Annotated in this window: 14 protein-coding genes; 4 read left to right on the top strand and 10 right to left on the bottom strand. The window is 73.2% G+C overall.

What is annotated here, in order from left to right:
- Positions 1-208 precede the first annotated feature (208 nt).
- Entirely contained in the window at positions 209-1,168 is a 960-nt protein-coding gene (locus A4V12_RS10630) for a DNA polymerase Y family protein (protein ID WP_064069035.1), read from the bottom strand.
- Positions 1,165-4,821, bottom strand: a complete 3,657-nt coding sequence (dnaE, locus tag A4V12_RS10625; RefSeq protein ID WP_234372134.1) for a DNA polymerase III subunit alpha — start codon at positions 4,819-4,821, stop codon at positions 1,165-1,167. The genes A4V12_RS10630 and dnaE overlap by 4 nt, the downstream gene beginning before the upstream one ends.
- A gap of 140 nt (positions 4,822-4,961) precedes the next feature.
- Here dnaE and A4V12_RS10620 point away from each other — a divergent pair, with 140 nt between their 5' ends.
- Both A4V12_RS10620 and A4V12_RS10615 read left to right on the top strand, forming a co-directional pair.
- On the top strand, positions 4,962-5,996 hold the full coding sequence (locus A4V12_RS10620) for a hypothetical protein (RefSeq protein WP_064069034.1): 1,035 nt from the start codon (positions 4,962-4,964) through the stop codon (positions 5,994-5,996).
- A 39-nt stretch (positions 5,997-6,035) separates the two neighbouring features.
- Positions 6,036-6,809, top strand: a complete 774-nt coding sequence (locus tag A4V12_RS10615; protein ID WP_064069033.1) for a class I SAM-dependent methyltransferase — start codon at positions 6,036-6,038, stop codon at positions 6,807-6,809.
- Positions 6,810-6,881: 72 nt separating this feature from the next.
- On the opposite strand, the gene A4V12_RS10610 is transcribed toward A4V12_RS10615, so the two are convergent.
- Both A4V12_RS10610 and A4V12_RS10605 read right to left on the bottom strand, forming a co-directional pair.
- Complete coding sequence (locus A4V12_RS10610) at positions 6,882-7,316, bottom strand: hypothetical protein (RefSeq protein WP_064069032.1); 435 nt, start codon at positions 7,314-7,316, stop codon at positions 6,882-6,884.
- Between the two features lie 257 nt (positions 7,317-7,573).
- Complete coding sequence (locus tag A4V12_RS10605) at positions 7,574-8,659, bottom strand: S1 family peptidase (RefSeq protein WP_064069031.1); 1,086 nt, start codon at positions 8,657-8,659, stop codon at positions 7,574-7,576.
- Positions 8,660-8,939: 280 nt separating this feature from the next.
- On the opposite strand from A4V12_RS10605, the gene A4V12_RS10600 reads away from it, so the two are divergent.
- Positions 8,940-9,812, top strand: coding sequence for an alpha/beta fold hydrolase (locus A4V12_RS10600; protein ID WP_079136965.1), 873 nt, complete (start codon positions 8,940-8,942; stop codon positions 9,810-9,812).
- 68 nt (positions 9,813-9,880) lie between these two features.
- Here the strand turns inward: A4V12_RS10600 and fxsT are convergent, their stop codons facing one another.
- The 4 genes from fxsT to fxsA form a co-directional block, all read right to left on the bottom strand.
- Positions 9,881-13,813, bottom strand: a complete 3,933-nt coding sequence (gene fxsT / locus A4V12_RS10595; protein ID WP_107415385.1) for an FxSxx-COOH system tetratricopeptide repeat protein — start codon at positions 13,811-13,813, stop codon at positions 9,881-9,883.
- Positions 13,797-15,131 carry a TIR-like protein FxsC gene (locus A4V12_RS10590; RefSeq protein WP_159028848.1) on the bottom strand — a complete coding sequence of 445 codons (1,335 nt, stop codon included), beginning with the start codon at positions 15,129-15,131 and terminating at the stop codon, positions 13,797-13,799. The genes fxsT and A4V12_RS10590 overlap by 17 nt, the downstream gene beginning before the upstream one ends.
- A 121-nt stretch (positions 15,132-15,252) precedes the next feature.
- A complete protein-coding gene (gene fxsBH / locus A4V12_RS10585) occupies positions 15,253-17,469 on the bottom strand; it encodes a radical SAM/SPASM protein FxsBH, inactivated beta-hydroxylase extension form (RefSeq protein WP_199831260.1) in 2,217 nt (738 codons plus the stop codon).
- A 9-nt stretch (positions 17,470-17,478) separates the two neighbouring features.
- The gene (gene fxsA / locus A4V12_RS10580) at positions 17,479-17,643 is read right to left on the bottom strand and encodes an FxSxx-COOH cyclophane-containing RiPP peptide (protein WP_234372133.1); all 165 of its coding nucleotides are present in this window, start codon (positions 17,641-17,643) and stop codon (positions 17,479-17,481) included.
- 231 nt (positions 17,644-17,874) lie between these two features.
- On the opposite strand from fxsA, the gene A4V12_RS10575 reads away from it, so the two are divergent.
- Positions 17,875-18,777: a DUF4231 domain-containing protein gene (locus A4V12_RS10575; RefSeq protein WP_064069028.1), complete on the top strand. Its 903-nt coding sequence runs from the start codon at positions 17,875-17,877 to the stop codon at positions 18,775-18,777.
- A 6-nt stretch (positions 18,778-18,783) separates the two neighbouring features.
- Here A4V12_RS10575 and A4V12_RS10570 read toward each other — a convergent pair whose 3' ends face one another.
- Positions 18,784-19,287, bottom strand: coding sequence for a hypothetical protein (locus A4V12_RS10570; RefSeq protein ID WP_064069027.1), 504 nt, complete (start codon positions 19,285-19,287; stop codon positions 18,784-18,786).
- Between the two features lie 131 nt (positions 19,288-19,418).
- Positions 19,419-20,321 (bottom strand): S1 family peptidase, encoded by a 903-nt coding sequence (locus A4V12_RS10565; RefSeq protein ID WP_064069026.1) that lies wholly within the window; start codon positions 20,319-20,321, stop codon positions 19,419-19,421.
- Positions 20,322-21,025: the final 704 nt, after the last annotated feature.

Genomic DNA, 21,025 nt, shown 5'->3' with positions numbered 1-21,025 from the left:
CACTCCTGGGCGGAGGCCGCCCACGCTTTGGACTTTGCAAAGCGCGGGCGGCCCTCCGGCTTCACGTACAAGGTGGTATTCCAGCGGTGCCACGACTGCCAGGAGCACAACATCGTCCGCAAGAATGACCATCGATCTCCTGGGGACAATGGCTGAAGCCGAGGCCGAGCCGGCACGGCGCGAAATCCCCGATGGTCGGCCAGGCCCGTCAGGCCGCCAGTGAGCCCGGGACGATCGCGCCCGGGCCGAACCTGGCACGGGCCCTGTCCGCCACCGCCTCGATACGGCGGGCCTTGTCGTCGGACGGGTCGAGGGAGAGTTGGTGCGCGGCCTTGTCGGCGGGCATCAGGCCCTCGGCGCGCAGGCCGATGCCCCGGACGCGGGCGCGCTGGAGTCCCAGGGCCTCGTGCATCGCGTACGCGGTCTCGGTGAGCGCGGCCGTGTGGGCGGTCGGTTCGCGCAGGGTGCGGGTGCGGGTGGTCGCCGACCGGTCGGCGTACCGCACGGTCAGGGTCAGCGAGCGGCACACCTGATCCTCGCTCCGCATCCGCGCACCCAGTTCCCCGGCGAGGGACAGCAGGGCGCGGCGGTGCCGGTCGCGGTCCAGCTCGTCACGGTCGAAGGCCCGTTCGGCGGCGACCGACCGGGACGCGGCGTTGGGGACGACCGCCGTGCGGTCGATGCCCTGCGCCCGCTCCCACAGCTCGCGCCCCGCCCGCGCGCCGACGATCCGCTGGAGGACGGCGAGCGGCGCGGCGGCGACGCGCCCGACGGAGTCCAGCCCGTAGGAGCAGAGCGTCCGGGCGGTGGCCGGGCCGACCCCGTCCAGCGCGGCGACCGGCTTGCCGCGCAGGAAGGTCTCCGGGTCGTCGGCCACCAGGGTCGTCCCGGGGGCCGCGTCCCGTGCCGCCATGCGGGCGAGCATCGGGTTCGGCCCGGCGCCGATGACGCAGTCCACGCCGTACAGGGCGAGCGCCCTGACCCGGATCACGGCGGCCAGTTCGGTGGGGCCGCGCCCGAAGTACCGCACGGCGCCGCGCACGTCGGCGAGCGCGGCGTCGGGCGGGGCGGCCTCGACGACGGGGGTGAACTCGCCCAGCAGGGCGACCAGGTGCGGCAGGAGCGACTCGTACATCGGCTCCAGCCGGAATCGTACGTACAGGATCATCCCGCGCTCCCCTGGCTCTGGTGCCACAGCTTCTTCGGGACCTTCTCCGCCCCTTCGCCCGCCGGGCGCAGGTCCGCCCAGGGGTTCATCTCGTAGCCGGTGGGCATGGTGATGCGGCGGCCGCTGTCGGAGGGGGAACCGGGAGGGGCTCCGGGTGCCGGTTCCGCCAGCCGGGCCGCCACCGCGTCCAGGCCGCCCTCGCGCCGCAGTTCAACCAGTTCGGCGAGGTTCCAGGCGGCCGAGGCGACCACGCTGAAGCTGCGCGGGCCGCGCCGCTGCACCACGCCGCGCACCAGCAGCAGCCAGGAGTGGAAGACGGTGTGCGCGCACCGCTCGTGGCTGTCGTCGAAGAAGGCCAGGTCGACCAGGCCCGTCCCGTCGTCGAGGGTGGTGAAGATGACGCGCTTGCCGGACCGGATCGGCGGGGTCTGGGTGGCCACCTTGGAGCCCGCGACCAGCACGGTCCGGCCGTTCGGCACCGCGCGCAGCCGTTGTGCGGAGACCACGCCGAGTTCGGCCAGGAAGGCGTGGTGGTCGGTCATCAGGTTCCGCGAGGCGTCCATGGAGAGCACGCCGAGTTCGGCGCTGAGCCGCTCGGCCTCGTCGAGGTCCGGCAGTCCGATGGGCGCGGACCTCCGGCCGCCGGCGAGCGGGAGCTGGTCGCCGTAGGAGCCGGAGCCGCGCTGGAGGCGGTGGAGTTCGGCGAGGTGCAGCAGCAGGTCGCGCCGGTTGCCACCGAACGCGTCGAGCGCGCCGACCTGGGCGAGCCGTTCGGCGACGGGACGGCTGGGCCTGGCCCGTTCCCAGAAGTCCAGCAGTGAGGCGTACGGCCGGCCGGCCTCGATGCGGGCGGCCTCCGCCTCGCTCATGCCGTGGACGTCGGAGAGCGCGAGCCGCAGGCCCCACTTCCCCAGGGAACCAGACACCAGTTCGATCCGGTGGGCGACCGCCGACCGGTTCACGTCCACCGGAAGCACCGGCACCCCCCGCCGCCGCGCGTCGGCCAGCAGCAGCCGCTTGGGGTACATGCCGGGATCGTGGGTGAGCAACCCGGCGTAGAAGGCGGCCGGGTGATGCGCCTTCAGCCACGCCGACTGGTACGTCGGTACGGCGAACGCCACCGCGTGCGCCTTGCAGAAGCCGTACGAGCCGAAGGCCTCGACGATCTCCCAGGTCCGGGCGACCACGTCGTCCGCGTACCCCCTCTCCTTCGCGTGCCGCGCGAACCAGTCCTTGATCCGGCCCTGCGACTCGGGATCGGACAGTCCGCGCCGTACCGCGTCGGCCTCCTCCCGCCCGCAGCCGGTCATGATGTCGAGGATCTTGATGATCTGCTCGTGGAAGACGACGACCCCGTACGTCTCCTTCAGCGCGTCCTCCAGGTCGCGGTGCGGGTAGCGGGCCGGCGCGCGGCCGTGCCGGGCCTCGATGAACGGCCGCACCATGTCGGCCGCGACCGGACCGGGCCGGAACAGGGAGATGTCGACCACCAGGTCGTGGAAGGTGGACGGCTGGAGCCGCCCCACCAGGTCGCGCTGGCCCGGCGACTCGATCTGGAAGCAGCCCAGCGTCTCGGCGGACTTGATCATCCGGTACGTGGCGGGGTCGCCCGGCCGCACCTGCTCCGGGTCGTCGAGGTCGACGACCTCGCCGGTCGCCCGCTCGATCTCGGCGACCGCGTGCGCCATCGCGGACTGCATCCGCACCCCGAGCACGTCGAGCTTGAGCAGGCCCAGCTCCTCCACGTCGTCCTTGTCGAACTGCGACATCGGGAAGCCCTCGCCACTGGTCGGCACCACCGGCGTGCGCGACGGCAGCGAGGAGTCGGAGAGCAGCACCCCGCACGGGTGCATGGCGACGCCGCGCGGCAGCGCGTCCAGCGCCTCGACCAGCTCCCACAGCCTCCCGTACCTCTCCCGCTCGCCGGCCAGCCGGCGCAGCTCGGGCAGCTCGTCCAGCGCGGCACGGGCGTCCCGGGCGCGGATGTGCGGGAATGCCTTGGCGATCCGGTCGATCTCGGCGGGGTCCATCGACAGCGCGGCGCCCACGTCGCGCACGGCGTGGCGCACCCGGTACGTCTCGGGCATGGCGACGGCGGCGACCCGCTCGGGGCCGAAGCGGTCGAGGATGGCTCGGTAGACCTCCAGGCGGCGGGCGGACTCCACGTCGATGTCGATGTCGGGCAGCACGGGCCGCCGCACCGACAGGAAGCGCTCCATCAGCAGGCCCTGTTCGACCGGGTCGGCGTGTGCGATGCCGAGGAGGTGGTTGACCAGGGAGCCCGCGCCCGAGCCGCGGGCGGCGACCCGGATGCCCATCCCCCGGGTGTCGTCGACGACCTGGGCGACGGTGAGGAAGTACGAGGCGAAGCCGAGCCGCTCGATGGTGCGCAGCTCGTCCTCCAGCCGGTCCCAGTACTCCCGCTTCCGGTCGTGGCCGCGCAGCACCATCCCGGCGGCGCAGCGGGAGCGCAGCACCCGCTCGGCGGTGCGCCGGCCGGCGCCGACCAGGTGGGCCTCGGGGAAGTGGACGGAACCGATGCCCAGGTCGCCCTCGGGGTCGACCAGGCACGCGGCGGCGGCCTCCTCGGTCATGGCGAGGAGCCGGTGGGCGGCGTCGCGGCCCATCCCGGCGGCCTCGGCGACGCGCTCGGCGGTGGCCGCCATCGCGGCGGGGTCCTTCAGCCAGCGCTCCCCGCTGTCGAGCCCCTTGCGGGGGTCGATGGGCACCAGGCGGCGGGCCGCGTCGAGGACGTCGGCGACCGGGCCCTGGCCGGGGTCGGCGTACCGCACGGCGTTGGTGAGCACGGCGCGCACGCCCTGCTCGGCGGCGAAGCCCAGGGTGCGGGCGGCGTGCCGGAGGGAGCCGGGTCCCGTGCCGGTGCGCCCGTGGTGGACGACCTCCAGCCGCAGGGCGTCGCCGTGGGCGTCGCGCCAGGGGGCGAGGAGCCGGGCGGCGTGGTCGGGGCGGCCGGCGGCGAGGGCGCGGCCGATCCCGGAGTCGGGCCCGAGCAGCACGGTCACGCCGTCGCCGTGGTTCTCCCGCCACGGCAGCCGGGGGGTGCCGTCCGCGGTGTGCGCGGCGGTGATCAGCCGGCACAGGGTGGCCCAGCCCTGGCGGGAGCGGGCGAGGAAGACCGCGCGGGGTGCGGACTCGTCGACGAAGGCGCCGCCGCGCACGGGGGTGCGGCGCCGCTCGGTGCCCGCCCGGGAGCGGCCGGCGGCACCGGGGCGGTCGCCGTGGCCGTACCCGTCGCCGTCGGCCGGGAAGCCGGGGTGGTCCGTGAAGCCCGGATGGTCCGGGGAGCCGGGGCGGTCCGGGAAGCCGGGGCGGCCCGAGGAGCCGGGGCGGCCCGGCGAGCCCGCCCGGCCCTGGTGGCCGGGGAAGCCGGGGCCGCCCCGGTGGCCAGGGCCCGCGGAGCCCGTCTCCCCGGCCGGCCCGGCGATCGCGAGGTCGACGCCGAAGACCGGGCGGACGCCCTCCTTGGCGCAGGCCGCGGCGAAGCGGACCGCGCCCGCGACGGTGTCGCGGTCGGTCAGGGCGACGGCGTCCATGCCGCGCTCGGCGGCGCGCGCCGCCAGCCGCTCCGGGTGCGAGGCCCCATAGCGCAGGGAGAAGCCCGAAACGGTGTGCAGATGCGTGAACCCTGGCACCCGCACCTCCTGGATCAATCCGGTCTCACCTCCCCCTCTTCCACCATAGACCAGTTTCGAACATTCGTACGACACGAATCGGGTCCGCCATTCGGCCCGCCCCACCTGCGTGAACGGGGTGCGCCCCGGAGCGTGGGGACATGAAGCTCGCCGCCGAAGTCAGGAACGCCGTCACCCCCCGCGCCGCGCTGCTGGTCGTCGGCGTCCTCGCCCTCCAACTGCTGTTCATCGCCTCCTACGTGGGCGCGCTGCACGACCCGAAGCCCACGGACGTCCCCTTCGGCGTGGTGGCGCCCGAGGCGGCCGCCGCCGGGGCCGCGGACCGGCTGGCGAAGCTGCCCGGCGACCCGCTCGACCCCCGGGTGCTCCCCGACCGGGAGGAGGCCCGGCGGCAGATCATGGACCGGGAGATCGACGGCGCCCTGATCATCGACCCGAGGGGCACCACCGACACCCTGCTGGTCGCCTCCGGCGGCGGCACCGTCCTCGCCAACGCCCTCGGCACGATCGTCACCGAGGTCGAGAAGCCGCAGAACCGCACGGTGCGGACGGTGGACGTGGCTCCCGCCTCCCCCCAGGACTTCGACGGCCTGTCCGCGTTCTACCTGGTGGTGGGGTGGTGCGTGGGCGGCTACCTGCTCGCCTCGATCCTGGCGATCAGCGCGGGATCCCGGCCCGCAAACCCGCAGCGCGCCGTCATCCGGCTCGCCGTCCTGGCGCTCTCCGCGCTCCTCGGGGGCCTCGGCGGCGCGGTGATCGTCGGCCCGGTCCTCGGTGCCCTGCCCGGCAGCGTCGCCGCCCTGTGGGGGCTGGGCACCCTGGTGGTCTTCGCGGTGGGCGCGGTGACGCTCGCGCTCCAGGCGGTCTTCGGGATCGTCGGGATCGGCCTGGCGGTCCTGCTGATCGTGATCGCGGGCAACCCGAGCGCGGGCGGCGCCTTCCCCGCCCCGATGCTGCCCGACTTCTGGCGGGCCATCGGCCCCGCCCTGCCGCCGGGCGCGGGCACCTGGGCGGCCCGCTCGATCGCGTACTTCAAGAGCAACGCGCTCTCCGGGGCGATGCAGGTCCTCGCCATCTGGGCCGTCCTCGGGACCGTGGTCACCCTGGTGATGTCCGCGGTCCGCCGGCGGACCGGCCGGGAGGACGACCGGCCCGCCGGCGCCGATCCCTCCTGAACAGTGTCCGGCGGATCCCGTGGCCACTAGGCTGCGACGATGGACCGCTCAACCGATGCACCCGAGCGCCTCGACCGTCCCGCCGATCCGGCCCGGGTGAACGACTACGACGGTTTCGCCGAGGCGTACTCGGCGGAGACCGAGTACAACCTCGTGAACGCGCACTACGTGCGGCCCGCGATGCTGGACCTCGCCGGAGAGGTCGCCGGCCGCCGGGTCCTGGACGCCGGCTGCGGCTCCGGCCCCCTGTCCGCGGCACTTCGCGACCGCGGCGCCGTCGTCACCGGCATCGATTCCAGCGCCAGGATGCTGTCCCTGGCCGAGCGACGGCTCGGTGACGACGCGGACCTGCACCAGGTCGACCTTCGTGACCACTTGCCCTTCGACGATGGCGCGTTCGACGTCGTGGTCTCCTCGCTGGTCCTGCACTACCTGGAGGACTGGGGGCCGACACTGGCCGAGTTGCGGCGTGTGCTCAGGCCCGGCGGGCGGCTGATCGCATCGGTGGACCATCCGTTCGTGGCCTACACGATCCAGGAACCTCGGCCCGACTACTTCGCGACCACCAGCTATACCTTCGACTGGACGTTCGGCGGGCAGACCGTCCCGATGAAGTTCTGGCGCAAGCCGCTGCACGCGATGACCGATGCCTTCACCACCGCCGGCTTCCGCCTGGTCGGCATCAGCGAGCCGCAGCCCGACCCGGCCGCCCGTGAACTCTTCCCCGACGGCTTCCACGACCTTTCGGCCAGACCCTGCTTCCTGTTCTTCGTCGTCGAGGTGCCGCCTTCCACCACCGGCTCGGACGGTTAGAACCGGTCCGGCCGATCAGGTGACTCCTCCGTCGTCGGATCGCCGCCCCGGGCCGCCCCGGCCCCCGCCCGCTCAGGCCACACCGCGCTCCCACGTGCCGCAGCCCCAGTAGGCGTCGTCGGCCCGGTCGCCGACGCACGCGCGCACATGGACGGCCCTCCCCTCGGGGACGTCGTAGGACCTGCTGTTCTCGTCGCCGCCGCCCCCGGTGGCCCAGACCACGACCTCCGGGGCGCTGTCCCCGGTCACGTTGCCGAGCAGCACGGCGTCCAGGCCGTCGCGTCCGCACACGTCCTCGATCCAGAACCGGTCGCCGTCGTGCAGGAAGCGGCCCTGCGACCCGATGTCGCCGGTGCAACGGGCGGACGCCTTGGTGGTGCCGAACGAGTTCCAGCTGTGGGTGCCGGCGGCGGCGGGCGACGCGGCCGTGCCCAGCGCCAGGGCGCAGACGGCGCCCACGGTGACCACGGCACGCGACGAACGGCGGTGCGACGGCTTTCCGAACATGCGGTCTCCCAGGTGATCCGTTGGTTCTCCGCCCCCATCCTGCCCACCGCACAAGCCGGGCAAAGGCGATGATCGGCCACATCGGGGACCGGACACGGAAGGGCCCCGGACCGCCGGTGGTGCGGCGGCCCGGGGCCCCTGACTGGGTGTCACCTCAGGACGTGCGACGTCCGTCGTACGGATGCGTCGGCCCGTACGTCACCTGTTGCGCCGGCCGTACGTCAGCCAGTGCGTCACCCGGTGCGCCGGGCCGTACGTCAGCCGATCTGCGCGCCCAGGGTGCTGAGCGCCTCGGTGACCGGCTGGAAGAACGTCTCGCCGCCCGAGGAGCAGTCACCGCTGCCGCCCGAGGTGAGGCCGACCGCCGCGTCGCCCGAGAAGAGCGCGCCGCCGCTGTCGCCGGGCTCGGCGCAGACGTTCGTCTGGATGAGCCCCTCGACGACCTGCCCGCTGCCGTAGTTCACGGTGGCGTCGAGGCCGGTGACCTCGCCCTCGTGGACCTGGGTGGTCGAGCCGCTGCGGGTCACCTTCATGCCGACGGTCGCCTCGGCCGCCTTGGTGATCGCCTGGCTGCCGCCGTTGTAGAGGTTGACCTCGCTCGGGTGCGCCGTGTCACCGGCGTACTTGACCAGCGCGAAGTCGTTGCCCGGGAACTGCGAGTCGACCATGGTGCCGATCGCCGCGCCGCCCTGGGAGTCCGACCACTCGCTGCCGGACTCGCCGCAGTGGCCGGCCGTGATGAAGTGCGGGGCTCCGTCCTTGACCACGTTGAAGCCGAGCGAGCAGCGGCCGCCGCCGGAGTGGATGGCGTCACCGCCCGCGAGGAAGGGCTTGAACTCGCCCTGCGTGCGGCGCAGCTCGGCCTTGGCGCCGAGCCCCTTCACGACCTGGTCGAGCTTCTCCCAGTTCGCGCCCTTGACCGTGCGGTCGGCGGTGACGACGACCTTGTTGCTCACCGGGTCCACGGCCCAGGACGTGCCGGGTATGGCCGCCCGGCTCTTCAGCGTCTGGCGGGCGCCCGTCAGCTCGGCCAGGGTGTGCTCGACGAGTCTGGCCTTGCCGCCCGCCTTGCGCACGGCGTCGGCGGCGCCCTCGTCGACCACGTTGACGACGAGGTTCTTGGCGGCGGCGTCGTAGTACGCGCCGGCCGCGTCGTCGCCGAGCGACGTGTCGAGCGTCGCGGCGAGGGATGCCGCCGCCGGCGCCGACAGGGTCTTCACGGTGGTCCGGGGTGCTTCCTCGCTGGCGTTCGCAGTCTGGAAGGTGACTCCCACTCCGAGCAGAGCGACCACGGCTCCGCCGGCGATCGCCGCACGCCGGGTGGGTATGCGTCGGTGCTTCACAACGTCGACCTCTCCTGTGGGGGGCCGTGCCGGGGTACGTGGGGTGCCCTGACACGGAGGATGGTCACCCCACCTTCCCGATACCAACCGGTAGCACACAAGGTCGAGTTGCGGACGCGCACACGACCTTCACTCCACGCCCCCGTCGCTCCCACCACTCCCGGCGCCCCCGCCGGTTCCGTTTGCGAACACCCGGCACGTTCCCCCTGGCGACAAAGAGACCCCGCCCGTGCACCCTGAGGGGTAGTCATCGACGGACACGGTGAAGGAGGCGGGGGGCTTGCGACGTCGGGTGCGCGCGGCGGACGGCCGGCATCTGATGGTGGAACGTCTGGGGGACCCGCAGGGCCGTCCGGTCTTCCTGCTGCACGGCACGCCCGGCAGCAGACTGGGACCGGCCCCGCGGGGCATGGTGCTCTACCAGCGCGGTATGCAACTGATCGCGTACGACCGTCCCGGCTACGGCGGTTCGGACCGGCTGGCGGGCCGCAGCGTCGCCGACGTGGCCTCGGACGTGGCGGACATCGCGGACGCGCTCGGGCTGGAGCGGTTCGCCGTGGTGGGCCGGTCCGGCGGCGCCCCGCACGCGCTGGCCTGCGCGGCCCTGCTGCCGCACCGGGTGACCCGTACCGCCGCGCTGGTGACGCTGGCGCCCAGGGACGCGGACGGGCTGGACTGGTTCGAGGGCATGGCCGCGTCGAACGTCACGGAGTACACCCACGCGACCCTCGATCCCGAGGGCGTCGCGGCCCGGCTCACCCCGCGCGCCGACGCGATCCGCCAGGACCCGGTCCGGCTCCTGGACGACCTGCGGCGCGAACTGACCGCGTCCGACCGGATGGTGGTCTCGGACGCGGGCGTACGGTCGATGCTGCTGCGCAACTACCAGGAGGCGCTGCGCACCTCCGCGTACGGCTGGATCGACGACGCGCTCGCCTTCTGCAGCCCCTGGGGGTTCGACCCGGCCGACATCCCGGGCGAGGTGCTGCTCTGGCACGGCGAGCAGGACGTGTTCTCGCCGGTGGGCCACTCGCGGTGGCTCGCCGAGCGGATCCCGGGCGCGACGGCCGTCCTGGAGCCGGCCGCCGCGCACTTCGACGCCCTGCACGCCCTGCCCCGCGTCCTGACCTGGCTGCTGGACACGGACGGGTGAGCGCCGGGGGGACCACCCCCGGTGGAGGTCCCCCCGGCGGAACCAGGGGGAGAACCGAGCCCTCGGGACTAGACGGCCAGCGGTTCCAGGTCCCGGTGCACCCGGCGCTCGTCCCGCGCCAGGCGGGTGAGCGCGTGGTCGTCGCCGAGCTGGCGGGCCAGTTCGTCGGCGGTCTCCGTGCGCAGCTGGGCCGCCTCGTCCTTGCGGCCCAGCGCGCCGAGGGTGACCGCCAGGTTGGACGCGACGCCCAGCACCTCCGGGTGGTGGCCGCCCAGGACCTCGCGCAGGGCGCGCACGGTGTTCTGCTCGATCGCCAGGGCCTCGTCGAGTTCACCGAGGTCGGCCTTGGCGTTGGCGAGGTTCACGGTGCAGAACAGGGCGTGCGGGTGCCGTTCGCCGAGGACCTCCCGCATGACCCGGAGGGCGGCCTGGAGCAGTTGTTCGGCGCTCTCCGGGGCCCCGCAGCCCCACTGGTAGATGCCCAGGTTGTTGAGGGCGGCCAGGGTGTACGGGTGCCGCTCGCCGGGAACCTCCCGGTACTGGTCGACGACCTCCTGCGCCAGGTCGCGGGCGGCCACCGGTTCCCCGGCCGCGAACATGTCGGCGGCCAGGTTCAGGTCGCAGGCCAGCGAGTCGGGGTGGGCGTAGGTGTACTTGGCGCGGTAGCGGTTGCGGGTGGCGGTGGTGAGCCGCCGCGCGTCCTCCAGTCTGCCCGCCCGGCGCAGGGACACGGCGAGGCTCTTGCCCGCGGCCAGGGTCCCGGGGAAGGCCCGGCCGAGGGTCTCCTTGTAGCTGTCGTACGTGCGCGCGAGCAGCGTCACCGAGTCCTCGTACCGGCCGACCTCCCGCAGGTCCCGGGCGAGCGAGGCGGCGGAGGAGAGGGTGTACGGGTGCTCGGGCCCCAGCACCTCGGTGCGCCGGTCGAAGACCTCCTGGTCGATCTCGCGGGCGCGGGAGTACTGGCCCACCATGCGGAGGTTGAGCGCCAGGTTGTTGGCGGCGGCCAGGGTGCGCGGGTGGGAGTCGTGGAAGATCTGGCTGAATCCCTCGTGCGCCTCGGTGGCCAGCTCCATGGCCCTGCCGTACTGGCCGAGTGCGCCGAGGTCCATGGCGAGGCTGGAGGTGGTCATGTAGGTGTGCGGGTGGGACCGGCCGAGGACGGCGCGCTGCCGTTCGAGGGTGACCTCGTCCAGCTCCCGCGCCTCCACGTACCGGCCCTGGGAGCGGAGGATGTTGGAGAGGTGGAAGCGCAGGTAGAGGTACTGGAGGTCGTCGTTGCCGAGCATCTCGCGCCAGGCGTCGCGCAGGTCCTCCGCGAGGGCGCCGGCGGTCTGCCAGTCGCCGCGCTTCCAGAGGTAGCGGACGCGGTCGATGAGCAGCCGGCGGGTCTCGGGCTCCTTGCAGTACCGGGCCTCCGAGGTGCCCAGGTGCGGCCAGATGGTGGCGAACCGGGGCCAGGTCTCGGGGTTGTCGATGGGCTCGTCGTCGTCCGGCCGGGCTCCGGCGAGGATCCGGTGGACGGCGTGCCGGGCGTCCCGCTGCTCCTGCTCGGTGAGCTGGGCGCGGATGACCGCCTGCACCAGCCGGTGGACCTGGATGGAGTTGGACACCTGGTCGACCTTGGCCAGGGCGAACCGTCCGATCTCGCGGATCACCCGGCCGAGCACCAGCTTCTCCTGGAGGGAGGCGTCGTACGGCTTGAGGGCCTCGATCATCTCCTTGCTGTAGAGCAGGTTGGCGTGGATCGGCTCGGGCGCGAAGAACGCGCACAGCTGGAGCAGCCGCACGGCGGCCGGTGAGCGTTCCTTGAGGCGGGCGATCGAGACGTTCCAGGTGGCGGCGACCGGCTCGGGGTAGCCGGCCGGCTGGTTGAGTGCCAGGGTCCGTGCGGCGGCCTCCTGGAGCTGTTCCAGGTAGGCGCCGACGGGGGTGGCGGTCTCCGCGATCCAGGCCGCCGCCTGTTCGACGGCGAGCGGCAGGTCGCCGACCGCCTCGGCGACCTGGTCGGCGTCCTCGGCGCCCAGGCCCTTGGCGCGGCGCTGGAGGTGCTCGACGGACTCCTCGCGCAGGAACACGTCGACGGGGAGGGCGTCGCCGTACTGGGACCAGGTCTGGTTCCTGGAGGTGACGAGGATGTGCCCGCCGGTGGGGAAGAACCGCTTCAGCGCGTCGGGGTCGTCGGCGTTGTCGAAGACGAGCAGCCAGCGGTTGGTCGGGACGCCGCGCCGGAGCAGGTCGATGGCCTCCTGGGAGGCGGCGGCCATGTCGTCGCCGCCCTGCGCGCCGAGACGGACGGCCAGCTCGGCGAGGCCGGCGATCACGTCGTCGGTCTGCTCGGCGGACATCCACCACACCAGGTCGTAGTCGGCCATGAAGCGGTGCACGTACTCGAGCGCGACCTGCGTCTTGCCGACGCCGCCGAGCCCGTACAGGGTCTGCGGCTGGGGCAGGACGACGGCCATCCCGCCGCCGAGCTGGTCGCGCATCCGCTCCAGGACCATGGACCGGCCGGTGAAGCCGGGGTTGCGGGGCGGGGCGTTCCAGATCTTCGGCACGGTCCCGGGGAAGCGAGGTCCGGGCGGCACGCCCTCGTTGAGTTTGACGGGCCGGTCCAGGGCGCGCAGCAGCGCGGCGGTGGCGTGCACCTCGTCGAGCCGGAACAGGTCGACGGGGTTGCGGTCGATGTACGGGGTGGTGAGCCGGACGTCCCCGACGCGCACCGGCAGCAGGTGGCGGCGTCCGCCGCCCGGGTCCTCGGCGGCGGCGCGCTCCCACACCTCGACCGCGCGGGCGGACTTGAGGTAGGCGCTGGACAGCAGGACGACGGTGCGGGCGGCGTTCTCGGCGGCGTGCAGCGTGTCGCCGCCGCTCGTGGCCGGGTCGGCGGAGACGTCGCGCGGGACGACGCGGAAGCCGGCGCGGGTGAGGACGGACTCGATCCAGTCGGCCCACATGCGGTTCTCGGCGACGTACGAGAGGAACAGGTCGGCGGGCAGGGCGGGGCGGCGGCGGGTGAAGGCGTCGCGGATCCGCAGCCGCACCTCCTCGTTGACCGCGGGCATGGCGGTGACGTCCCCGTCGGTGACGACGGCGGTCAGCCGCTCGAAGGCGGAGAGGAGCGAGTTGGCGATCCCGGCGTCGTCGCCGAAGGTGGCGAGGGTCTCCTCGTAGGCGTAGTAGGGGCGGTACGGGATCTCCACGGCGCCCCAGTAGGAGGCGAGCTCCTCGCCGGTCAGCCCGGTGGGGAAGCCGTCGAACTTGAGCCGGGCCAGCGCCCGGCCGGCGTCGGCCTTCTCCTTCTCGCCCTCGTCGATCCGCATGGGCACGGGGAAGATCCGGATGCCCCGGCCGCCGTACCGTTCGTCGATCTGGCGGGCGACGGCGGCGGCGCCGTCCATGGACTGGTCGCTGAGGGTGAAGCAGTCGACCAGGGCGTCGGGCAGGTGGACGGTGCAGATGTCGGCGATGTCGCTGAGGCCGGTGCGGCTGTCGATGAGGACGTAGTCGTAGTTGGCCTTCATGTCGTCGCGCAGGGCGTCGAAGAAGTGCCCGCCGCCGAGGCGGTCGTAGAAGTTGTCCCAGTCGAAGGTGGAGACGGTGGCGGAGTACTCGCGGTTCTGCTTGCCGGCGGAGACGAAGTCGAGGGTGCCGCCGTCGGGGAACTCCCAGCCGAGCGCCTCGGGTGTGAGGGAGACGGCGTGCGGCTGGATGCGCGCGTAGTCGCGGTGCCAGTCGTCGGGCCGCTGCACGGGGCTGGTGGCGGCCCAGGCGTATTCGGTGATCAGGTCGATGACGCCGGTGGTGGCGCCGAGGGTGGACGGGTCGAGGAAGGGGTGGAAGAAGCGGTGCAGGCCGGGTGCTTCCAGGTCCCAGTCGACGGCCAGGACCCGTTTGCCGTTCGCGGCGAGAATCCAGGCCGTGTTGGCCAGGGCCATCGTCCGTCCCGTACCACCCTTGTAGGAGTAGAAGGTGACGATGCGTCCGTCACGACTGGCTGTCATCCAGGTCCTCCGCATCGGGCGCGATGTGGTGCGTCTCGGGAATGAAGTGGGTGGTGCCCGGTTCGCCCGCCATCGGGCCGCGCAGCCGGGGCCGTTCGGTGTGCCGGCCGCCCGCGGGCGGGTAGACGGCGGCGTGCCGCAGGTACTGCTGCGCGGCCGCCTCCACCACCTGGGGCAGGATCTGGCCGAACGCCTCCATGCTGGGTACGCCTCTGGCGGCGGCGCGGCTCGCGGCACGGCCCTGGCCCATCTTGATGGGCATGGTCTCCTCGAGCGTCCGGTTGAGTTCGGCGTCCGCCGCCCTGCTCTGGTGGTCCGCGAGGTTGCGCGGGACGACGACGCTCACCCAGGGGCGGTGTTCGGCGTCGAAGGCGGCGAGCCGTTCGCGGCGCTCCTCGTCCTTCAGGGCCCAGCGGTCGAGGAGCAGGATCTCGGGGCGGCTGGGGGGCTGTTTGGCGTCGGGCGGGCCGGAGTCGTGGTCGAAGGAGGAGACGGTGGCCTGGTAGTTGAGCGAGCGGACCAGGTCCTCGGTGACGAAGGCGAGCGGGCGGGCCGCGTCGGGGCGGTAGGGGTTCCAGTCCTGCGGCATGTCGCCGTAGTAGGCGGGGTCGCGGCCCTCGGGGAGGTCGTGGCGGGTGGGGGCGGCGACGGTGACGTGGAGGGGGCGCGGGCCGCGGCCGGGGGTGCCGAAGGCGCTGGGCGCGGAGCGGTAGTCGACGGGTCTGCTGGGGCTGATGCCCGCGGTGTCGGCGACGGAGACGATCCGTTTGGCCAGTTCGTAGACGGCCCGTTCGTACTCCTCGGCGAATATGCGGAGTTTGATGAGGCCGTAGAGGCCGTCGGTGACGTACCGGTCGCCGAAGTCGCGGTGGTTGAACTGCAACCGTTCGGCGGGGCCGGGCAGTTGCTCGGGGGGCACCGGTACCCACAGGGCGGGCACGATGGCGTCGGCGGGTCTGTTGTGCTTGGCGTGGTGGTAGATCGCCCGGGTGGCGAAGGCGTACCACTCCTTGCCGCACATCTCGCTGGCGAAGTAGCGGGGCGAGAACAGGGGGACGAAGACGCGGCAGGTGGCCAGGACTTCTCCCAGCCGTTCCGACCAGCCCTCGCCGGACCGTATCTCCCGGTCCATGAACCCGGCGGGGGAACCGGCGGGGAGATCGGTCATGGCCATCACATGACCGCACAGATCGCGGAAGAGCCGTTCGACCCACATGTCGGGATCGGGGCCACCGGCTCCGTACCTCGGCGTGTGGGCGTAACTCAGGAAGAAATACGGCCGATGGTCCGCCGCTCGCGCTTGCGGTGACGCCTGCACACGACCCCCGTCCTATGTGATCACTCGCATCCGGGATGAGAAGGATACGAGCTGATTAATCATTCCGGAGCAGGCTTTGCTGCACCCCCACGACGTTCAGTCATTCACCGCTGCTTTTCGGTCATCCCCGGGACGGCGTGACGGACCGGTCCCTTGATCGGCACAGTTCCTTGCGCACCCCGGCGACCAGGAGTTTCCCGCTCACGGTGAGTTCGGCCGCGTTTTCGAGCAGGTCGAGAGCCTTTTCGGCATGATCGGCGTGGCCTTCCTCGTACGCCGAGAGTCCGGCCCGTTCGTACGCCCCCGCGAGCAGCGCGGAGACCGGGACCGGCGTTTCCTGCCAGGGCGCGGGGTGCTGCCACGCGCCGTCCAGCGCGTAGAGGTCCGTGACGTCGAGCAGCGCCCGCAGTTTGGCCCGCCGGAATCCGCGCAGCAGGGCGGCCGCGAACTCCCGGTCGCCGCCGGCCGCCACCGGCAGGCCCAGCGCCCCGTACCCGTGCCGGCCGACGACCGGTTCCGTACCGGTCACCGGCGTCAGGGTGGTCAGGCTCCCCGCGGCCTCCCCGGCCTGTTCCGGCACCGCGTCCCCGAGCAGCGCCCAGGCCCGGTCCAGGCGCCCGCTCCACTCCGCCGCCTCGCCCGGCGCGAGCCGCCCGGTGGCGGGCACGGCGAAGCGGTCGCGGTGGGGGTCCAGGTCGTCGAGCGCGGCACCGTGCGCCCCGCGCCGCACCGGCCGCCAGCCGGCGCCCTCCTCGTCGAGCCGTCCGACGCGCCGCTCGGCACCCCCGGCCGCGCGCAGCAGGAAGCCGTCCCCGGTCGCCCGGACCTCCACCGGACCGGCCGCCTCGACCGTCCCGAGGGTCGGCAGGTGCAGCGCGCCGCCCCGGTGCGCGATGCGGACCGGGACGTCGACCCGGCCGCGTACGGCGGCGGCGGCCACGTACCGCGCCAGCTCCCCCGCCGGGCCGGCGGCCCCGGGGCGGCCGGCCCGCAGGGCGTCCAGGCAGTCGAGGAGCCAGGTGCGCGTGTAGGGGTGGGCGAGCACCTCGTCGAGCCCGTCGGAGTGCCGCTCCACGGTCCCGGCCAGCTCCCAAGCCTCGGCCCACGGCTCGCCGCCGCGCCCGTCGAGTTCGCTGTGGAGTTCGGCGAGGAGGACGCGGGTGAGGTCGTGCTGCTCGGCGACGAGTGCGCCGGGGTCGGCCACCGCGGGTGCCGCGGTGGCGGAAGCGGTGCGGTCCTCGACGCCCCGGACGAGCGCCTCCAGGTCGGCGCAGTAGACGGACGGGTTGGCGAAGCCGCTGCCGGCCCGGTAGCGGTGGGTGTAGAGGCCGCCGCCGCAGGACCGGACGACGGGGCACCGCCGGCAGCTCTCGGCGACTCCGGCGAGGCCGAGCTGGCGGACCCGGACGCCCGGGTGCGCGGCGACGTCGTCGAGGGAGTGCCGGAACACGTCGAAGCCGGTGGCGGCGGCGCCCTCGTAGGCGCTCTTGAGCGAGTCGACCTGCTCCAGGGTGCCGTCCGTCTCGACGACCACGAGGTCGGTGGGGGCGAGGCCCAGGGACTCGGTGAGGCTGGGGCCGCCATTGAGCGTGGACAGCACGGACTCGAAGAGCCGCACGGGGACGGGCCTGCCCCGGTCGTTCCACCGGTCGAAGACGGCGAGGATCCACTCGGCGTACGCGGTGGGCGAGCCGTCCGGGCGGGGCGGGGGCTCCTCCCAGGTGGCGTGCGGCAGCAGGAAGTCGATGCGCGGGGGCGCGAGGGCGAGGAGCGCGTCGTACACGGCGACGGGGTCGTTGGCGACGTCGATGGTGCACAGCAGACCGAGGTCGAGGTGGCGGTAGCGCTCCTGGTGCAGCAGCTCGACGGCCTTGAGCACGAGGGGGTGGCTGCTGCGTCCGTCCGCGAAGCGGCGGTGGCGGTCGTTGGCCGTCCTGTCACCGTCGAGGGAGATGCCCACCTTCACGCCGTACTCGTCGAAGAGATCGAGGTAGCGGGGGCTGAGCTGGAGGCCGTTGGTGTGGATCCGCAGATCGAGGTCGGTGACCGGGGCGAGGGCGGCGGTCAGTTCCTCGCAGACGCGCCTCAGCCGCGCGGGCCCTGCCAGCAGGGGCTCCCCTCCGTGCAGGATCACTGACACGGAGGGCAGGGCATGTGTCTTGGCATGCTCGGCCAGTCGCAGAGCTGTCCAGGAAATGGCCTGGTCAGAGATTGCCTTGGGGCGGGTACGCCAGCTCTGATCAGCGTGTTCGTAGATGTAGCAGTGGTCACAGGCAAGATCACACCTGCTGTGGACCTTCAGGACGATCTCGCGGAATGGGACCAGGGGTCCGTTCATTCCGCCAGTTTAGAGCGCCGAGTTGAAGGTGGGGACGCGCTCGGTACGGTCGCTCACGGAAGGGAGGACCCGGCTGAGCTTCTTGGTCGCTGCCGCGCCCCGCACGTCGATCTCGGCGAGAGGAACGCGATTCTTCTTCGCTACAGCGAAGGTGACTGAAGTCTGAAAGCTCACGACGGCCGTCCTTGGGGGAGTGGGTCGGTTGGGGATAACCGCACCGTTGCAGTGTCGGCGGCACGACTTTACTCTCATGCCCACCTACGGCAAATCAGCGCAAGGGGTTGAAACAAAAGCGTTGCGCCAGTATTCCCCGACCTACCCGGAACGAGCCATTCCACCAAAAGAGTGAAGACAAAACCGCAGACGGGGGTGCGCATGACCGGGTTTCAGGGCCCACTGCAGAGCATGGTCTTCCGAAACGCAGATCTGCCCGCGCTGTTCCACCGGGCCGACGAGACAGCCATCGCCCGGCAGCGCGACGCGGTGCGGGACACCCGCCTGCAGCTGTGGCTGCTGGTCCTGGGCGCCTGCCTGGCCGCGGCACCCGGCGGCTGGCGGGTCGGCGACACGTTCCAACCGGCCGCGGCGCTCAGCGCGGCGGCGTACGCGGGCGTGCTCCTCGTCACCTACCGGGCCTCCCGGCGCCGCGCGAAATCGCAATGGCAACTGAACCGTTCGGCGGCCGAGTTCATCAAATCCATGTGCTGGCGGTACGCCGTCCACGGCGCCCCCTTCGACGCCGACTTCCCCGACCCGGACGGGGAGTTCCTCTCGCGGCTGGAGGCGGGGCTCGCCGAACTGCGCAAGGTGGGCTGGGCCGACCCGAGGGCCTCTGCGCCGGCCGACGACCGGAGCGAGCTCATCACCCCGGCCATGCGGATGCTGCGCGGCAAACCCTTCCGGGTACGCAAGGAGACGTACGTCAGGGACCGGCTGATCGAGCAGCGGAACTGGTACCACAGGAAGACGGTGCTGTCGCGGCGGGCGACCACGCTCTGGTCGGCCACCATCTCGGTGCTCACCGCCCTCGCCCTCTTCCTGGGCGTGTTGCGGACCTTCTCGGTCGGTGACTCGGCCGTACCGGCCGCCCTCCTGTCGGCCGCCGCGGCCGCGTGCGTGGCGTGGAGCGAGATCCGCCGCCACCAGCCGCTGATAGCCGCGCACTCCCTGGTCGAGGAGGACCTCGCGGCGATGCACACGGCGATGGAGACCGTCATCGGCGAGGACAGGTGGGCCGCGGCGGTCTACGAGACCGAGCGCGTCGTCTCCCCCCAGCACACCGACTGGCTGGTGCAGCACCGCCGGTAGGGCGGGTCAGGACCGCTCGACGCCCGCGCGCCAGATGACCGTCACCGGTTTCCCGAGGCCGCGGGCGTAGCCGACGATGTCGCCGGTGCCGCCGAGGCCGCGGGCCGGGCGGCCGTCCCAGACGGCGAGCAGCCGGTCGCAGTGGTCGGCGATGTAGGCGCCGGCCGCGTAGTAGGCCTCGTCGGTGGAGCGGGGGTAGTCCATCCGCACCTCGCGGGTGGCCCGCTTGCGCAGCCAGTGGTAGCGGGCCAGTTCGCCGGGGTCGGCGAAGCCGTCCTCGTAGTCCCCGCTGGGGATGACGGCGGTCAGCTCGGCCCCGCAGGCCAGGGCGGCGTCCGCGAACATCTGGTCCGCACCGGCGGCCAGGCTGGACAGTGCCTCCACCCCGCCGCCCGGGTGCCGGCCGGCGGCGCGGACGGCGGCGCGGACGGCGGCCAGGAGGGCCTCGCGCACATGGGCGTGGAGTTCGTCGGGGATGTCCCTGTGACCGGTCACTCCGATGCGCCTCATCCGCCCCCGCTTCCCGAAGTCGCCCTGTGGCCGCGCCGCCACATCCTCTCAAATGTGGGCGCTTCCGGGCAGGGCGTCGAGCCCCCGGCCGGATGTCCGGCCGGGGGCTCGCGTGCGCCGGGCGGTGCGGGTCAGTAGACGCTGACGCGGTACGCGTTCAGCGCCTCGGTGACCGGCTGGAAGAAGGTCGTGCCCCCGGAGGAGCAGTTCCCGCTGCCGCCGGAGGTGAGGCCGATGGCGCGGCTGCCGGAGTAGAGCGGGCCGCCGCTGTCGCCGGGCTCGGCGCACACGTTGGTGCGGATCATGCCGTAGACGACGTCCCCGCCGCCGTAGTTGACCGTGGCGTTCAGGCCGGTGACCGAGCCGCTGTGGGTGCCGGTGGTGGAGCCGCGGCGGGTGACGGACATGCCGACGGTGGCGTTGGCGGCACTGGTGATGTCGACGTTGCCGACGGTGCCTGGCTTGGCGATGGAGCTGTTGGAGTAGCGGACTATCCCGTAGTCGTTGTTGGGGAAGCTGGATCCGGTGGTCGGGCCGAGCACGGTGGTCCGGCCGGAGTTGGCGTACCAGGTGCCCGCTCCGTCGGTGCAGTGGCCGGCGGTGAGGAAGTAGGTGGTGCCCGCGCTGTCGCGGACGTTGAAGCCGAGCGAGCAGCGCCAGCTGCTGGCGTAGACGGCGTCGCCGCCGGAGATCAGCTTGGTGAACTTCCCGGGGGTGCGCTCGATTCTCAGGGCGCCGGCGTTGGCACCGGCCTGCCTCTTGATCTCGGCGATCTCGGCCTGGGAGACGGTCGAGTCGACGGTGACGACCAGCTTGCCGCCGGCCGGGTCGACGTGCCAGGCGGTGCCCGGTACGTCCGCCTCCAGGACGGCCGAGCCGGCGGCTGACAGCTGGGCGGCGCTGAAGGACGGGGACGGTTCGGCGTTCGCGGCGGGGACCGCGAGGGTGGCGGCGGCGGCGAGACCGGTCGCGACGGCGAGCAGACGGGGTCGTCCGGCTGTGCCGCTGCGGGGGGTGGTGCGCTTGATCCTCACTTGTCGTTCCTCCCGAGGGGGATCGGGGGCCCACCGTGGGGGGGGGGGGTGGTGCGCTTGATCCTCACTTGTCGTTCCTCCCGAGGGGAATCGGGGGCCCACCGTGGGGGACGGGCCCGTGAGGCGCAGTCAGGTTCCGGCGGCTTCGCGGACGTCCGGTTTTCGGACATGCCGTGCCCCTGACAAGCGCTGCTTCGGGAGTATTCGTGCGGCCGGCCACGGGTCGCAAGGGCGTGTTTCGGCCGAGCGGGTACGGGCGCGACGGATCGCCCGGCGGGCCGTGCCCCTCCGCCGGGTCGCGCCGGTGTGACGTGCCGGCCGCCCGGCACGTTCCCCTCCTCCGCCGGGGCGGGCGCCGGAAGGGCGCCGCGGGCGGGGAACGAGCGGGCGCAGCACGTGGCGTGGACGCCGGGCCGGGGGGCCTGCCGGGGGCCGCGCCCGGTCGTGCCCGGCTCCCGGGGTGCCGCGGCGCGTGCGGGGCTGAGGGGCGCGGGAGGCGGGGCCGGTGGCGGGGCTTGCCGCTGGTCGCACCGGCCGGAGCGGGCTTGCCGCTGGTCGTGCCGGCCGCGGCCCCTGCGGCGGTCTCGGGGGCCGCCCGGCGGCGGGGCCCCGGCGCATGTGCGGGTTCACCTCCGCCCCGGCCGCCGCGCCGGCGCCCGTACGGTGCCGGTGCGCTCCCGGCCGCCTGCCGCCCCGTCCGGCGT

It is taken from the genome of Streptomyces noursei, assembly GCF_001646665.1.
In the GTDB taxonomy this organism is placed as follows: Bacteria; Actinomycetota; Actinomycetes; order Streptomycetales; family Streptomycetaceae; genus Streptomyces; species Streptomyces lavendulocolor.
Note: the sequence above shows the minus strand (reverse complement) of the source record. Positions and strands in the feature narration are given on the sequence as shown.

Bases quoted from the DNA above. Each gene is read 5' to 3' on its own strand.
- A4V12_RS10615 (WP_064069033.1), top strand. From the start codon at position 6,036: ATGGACCGCTCAACCGATGCACCCGAGCGCCTCGACCGTCCCGCCGAT.
- A4V12_RS10620 (WP_064069034.1), top strand. From the start codon at position 4,962: ATGAAGCTCGCCGCCGAAGTCAGGAACGCCGTCACCCCCCGCGCCGCG.
- A4V12_RS10610 (WP_064069032.1), bottom strand. From the start codon at position 7,316: ATGTTCGGAAAGCCGTCGCACCGCCGTTCGTCGCGTGCCGTGGTCACC.
- A4V12_RS10630 (WP_064069035.1), bottom strand. From the start codon at position 1,168: ATGATCCTGTACGTACGATTCCGGCTGGAGCCGATGTACGAGTCGCTC.
- A4V12_RS10575 (WP_064069028.1), top strand. From the start codon at position 17,875: ATGGTCTTCCGAAACGCAGATCTGCCCGCGCTGTTCCACCGGGCCGAC.
- A4V12_RS10570 (WP_064069027.1), bottom strand. From the start codon at position 19,287: ATGAGGCGCATCGGAGTGACCGGTCACAGGGACATCCCCGACGAACTC.
- fxsT (WP_107415385.1), bottom strand. From the start codon at position 13,813: ATGACAGCCAGTCGTGACGGACGCATCGTCACCTTCTACTCCTACAAG.
- fxsBH (WP_199831260.1), bottom strand. From the start codon at position 17,469: ATGAACGGACCCCTGGTCCCATTCCGCGAGATCGTCCTGAAGGTCCAC.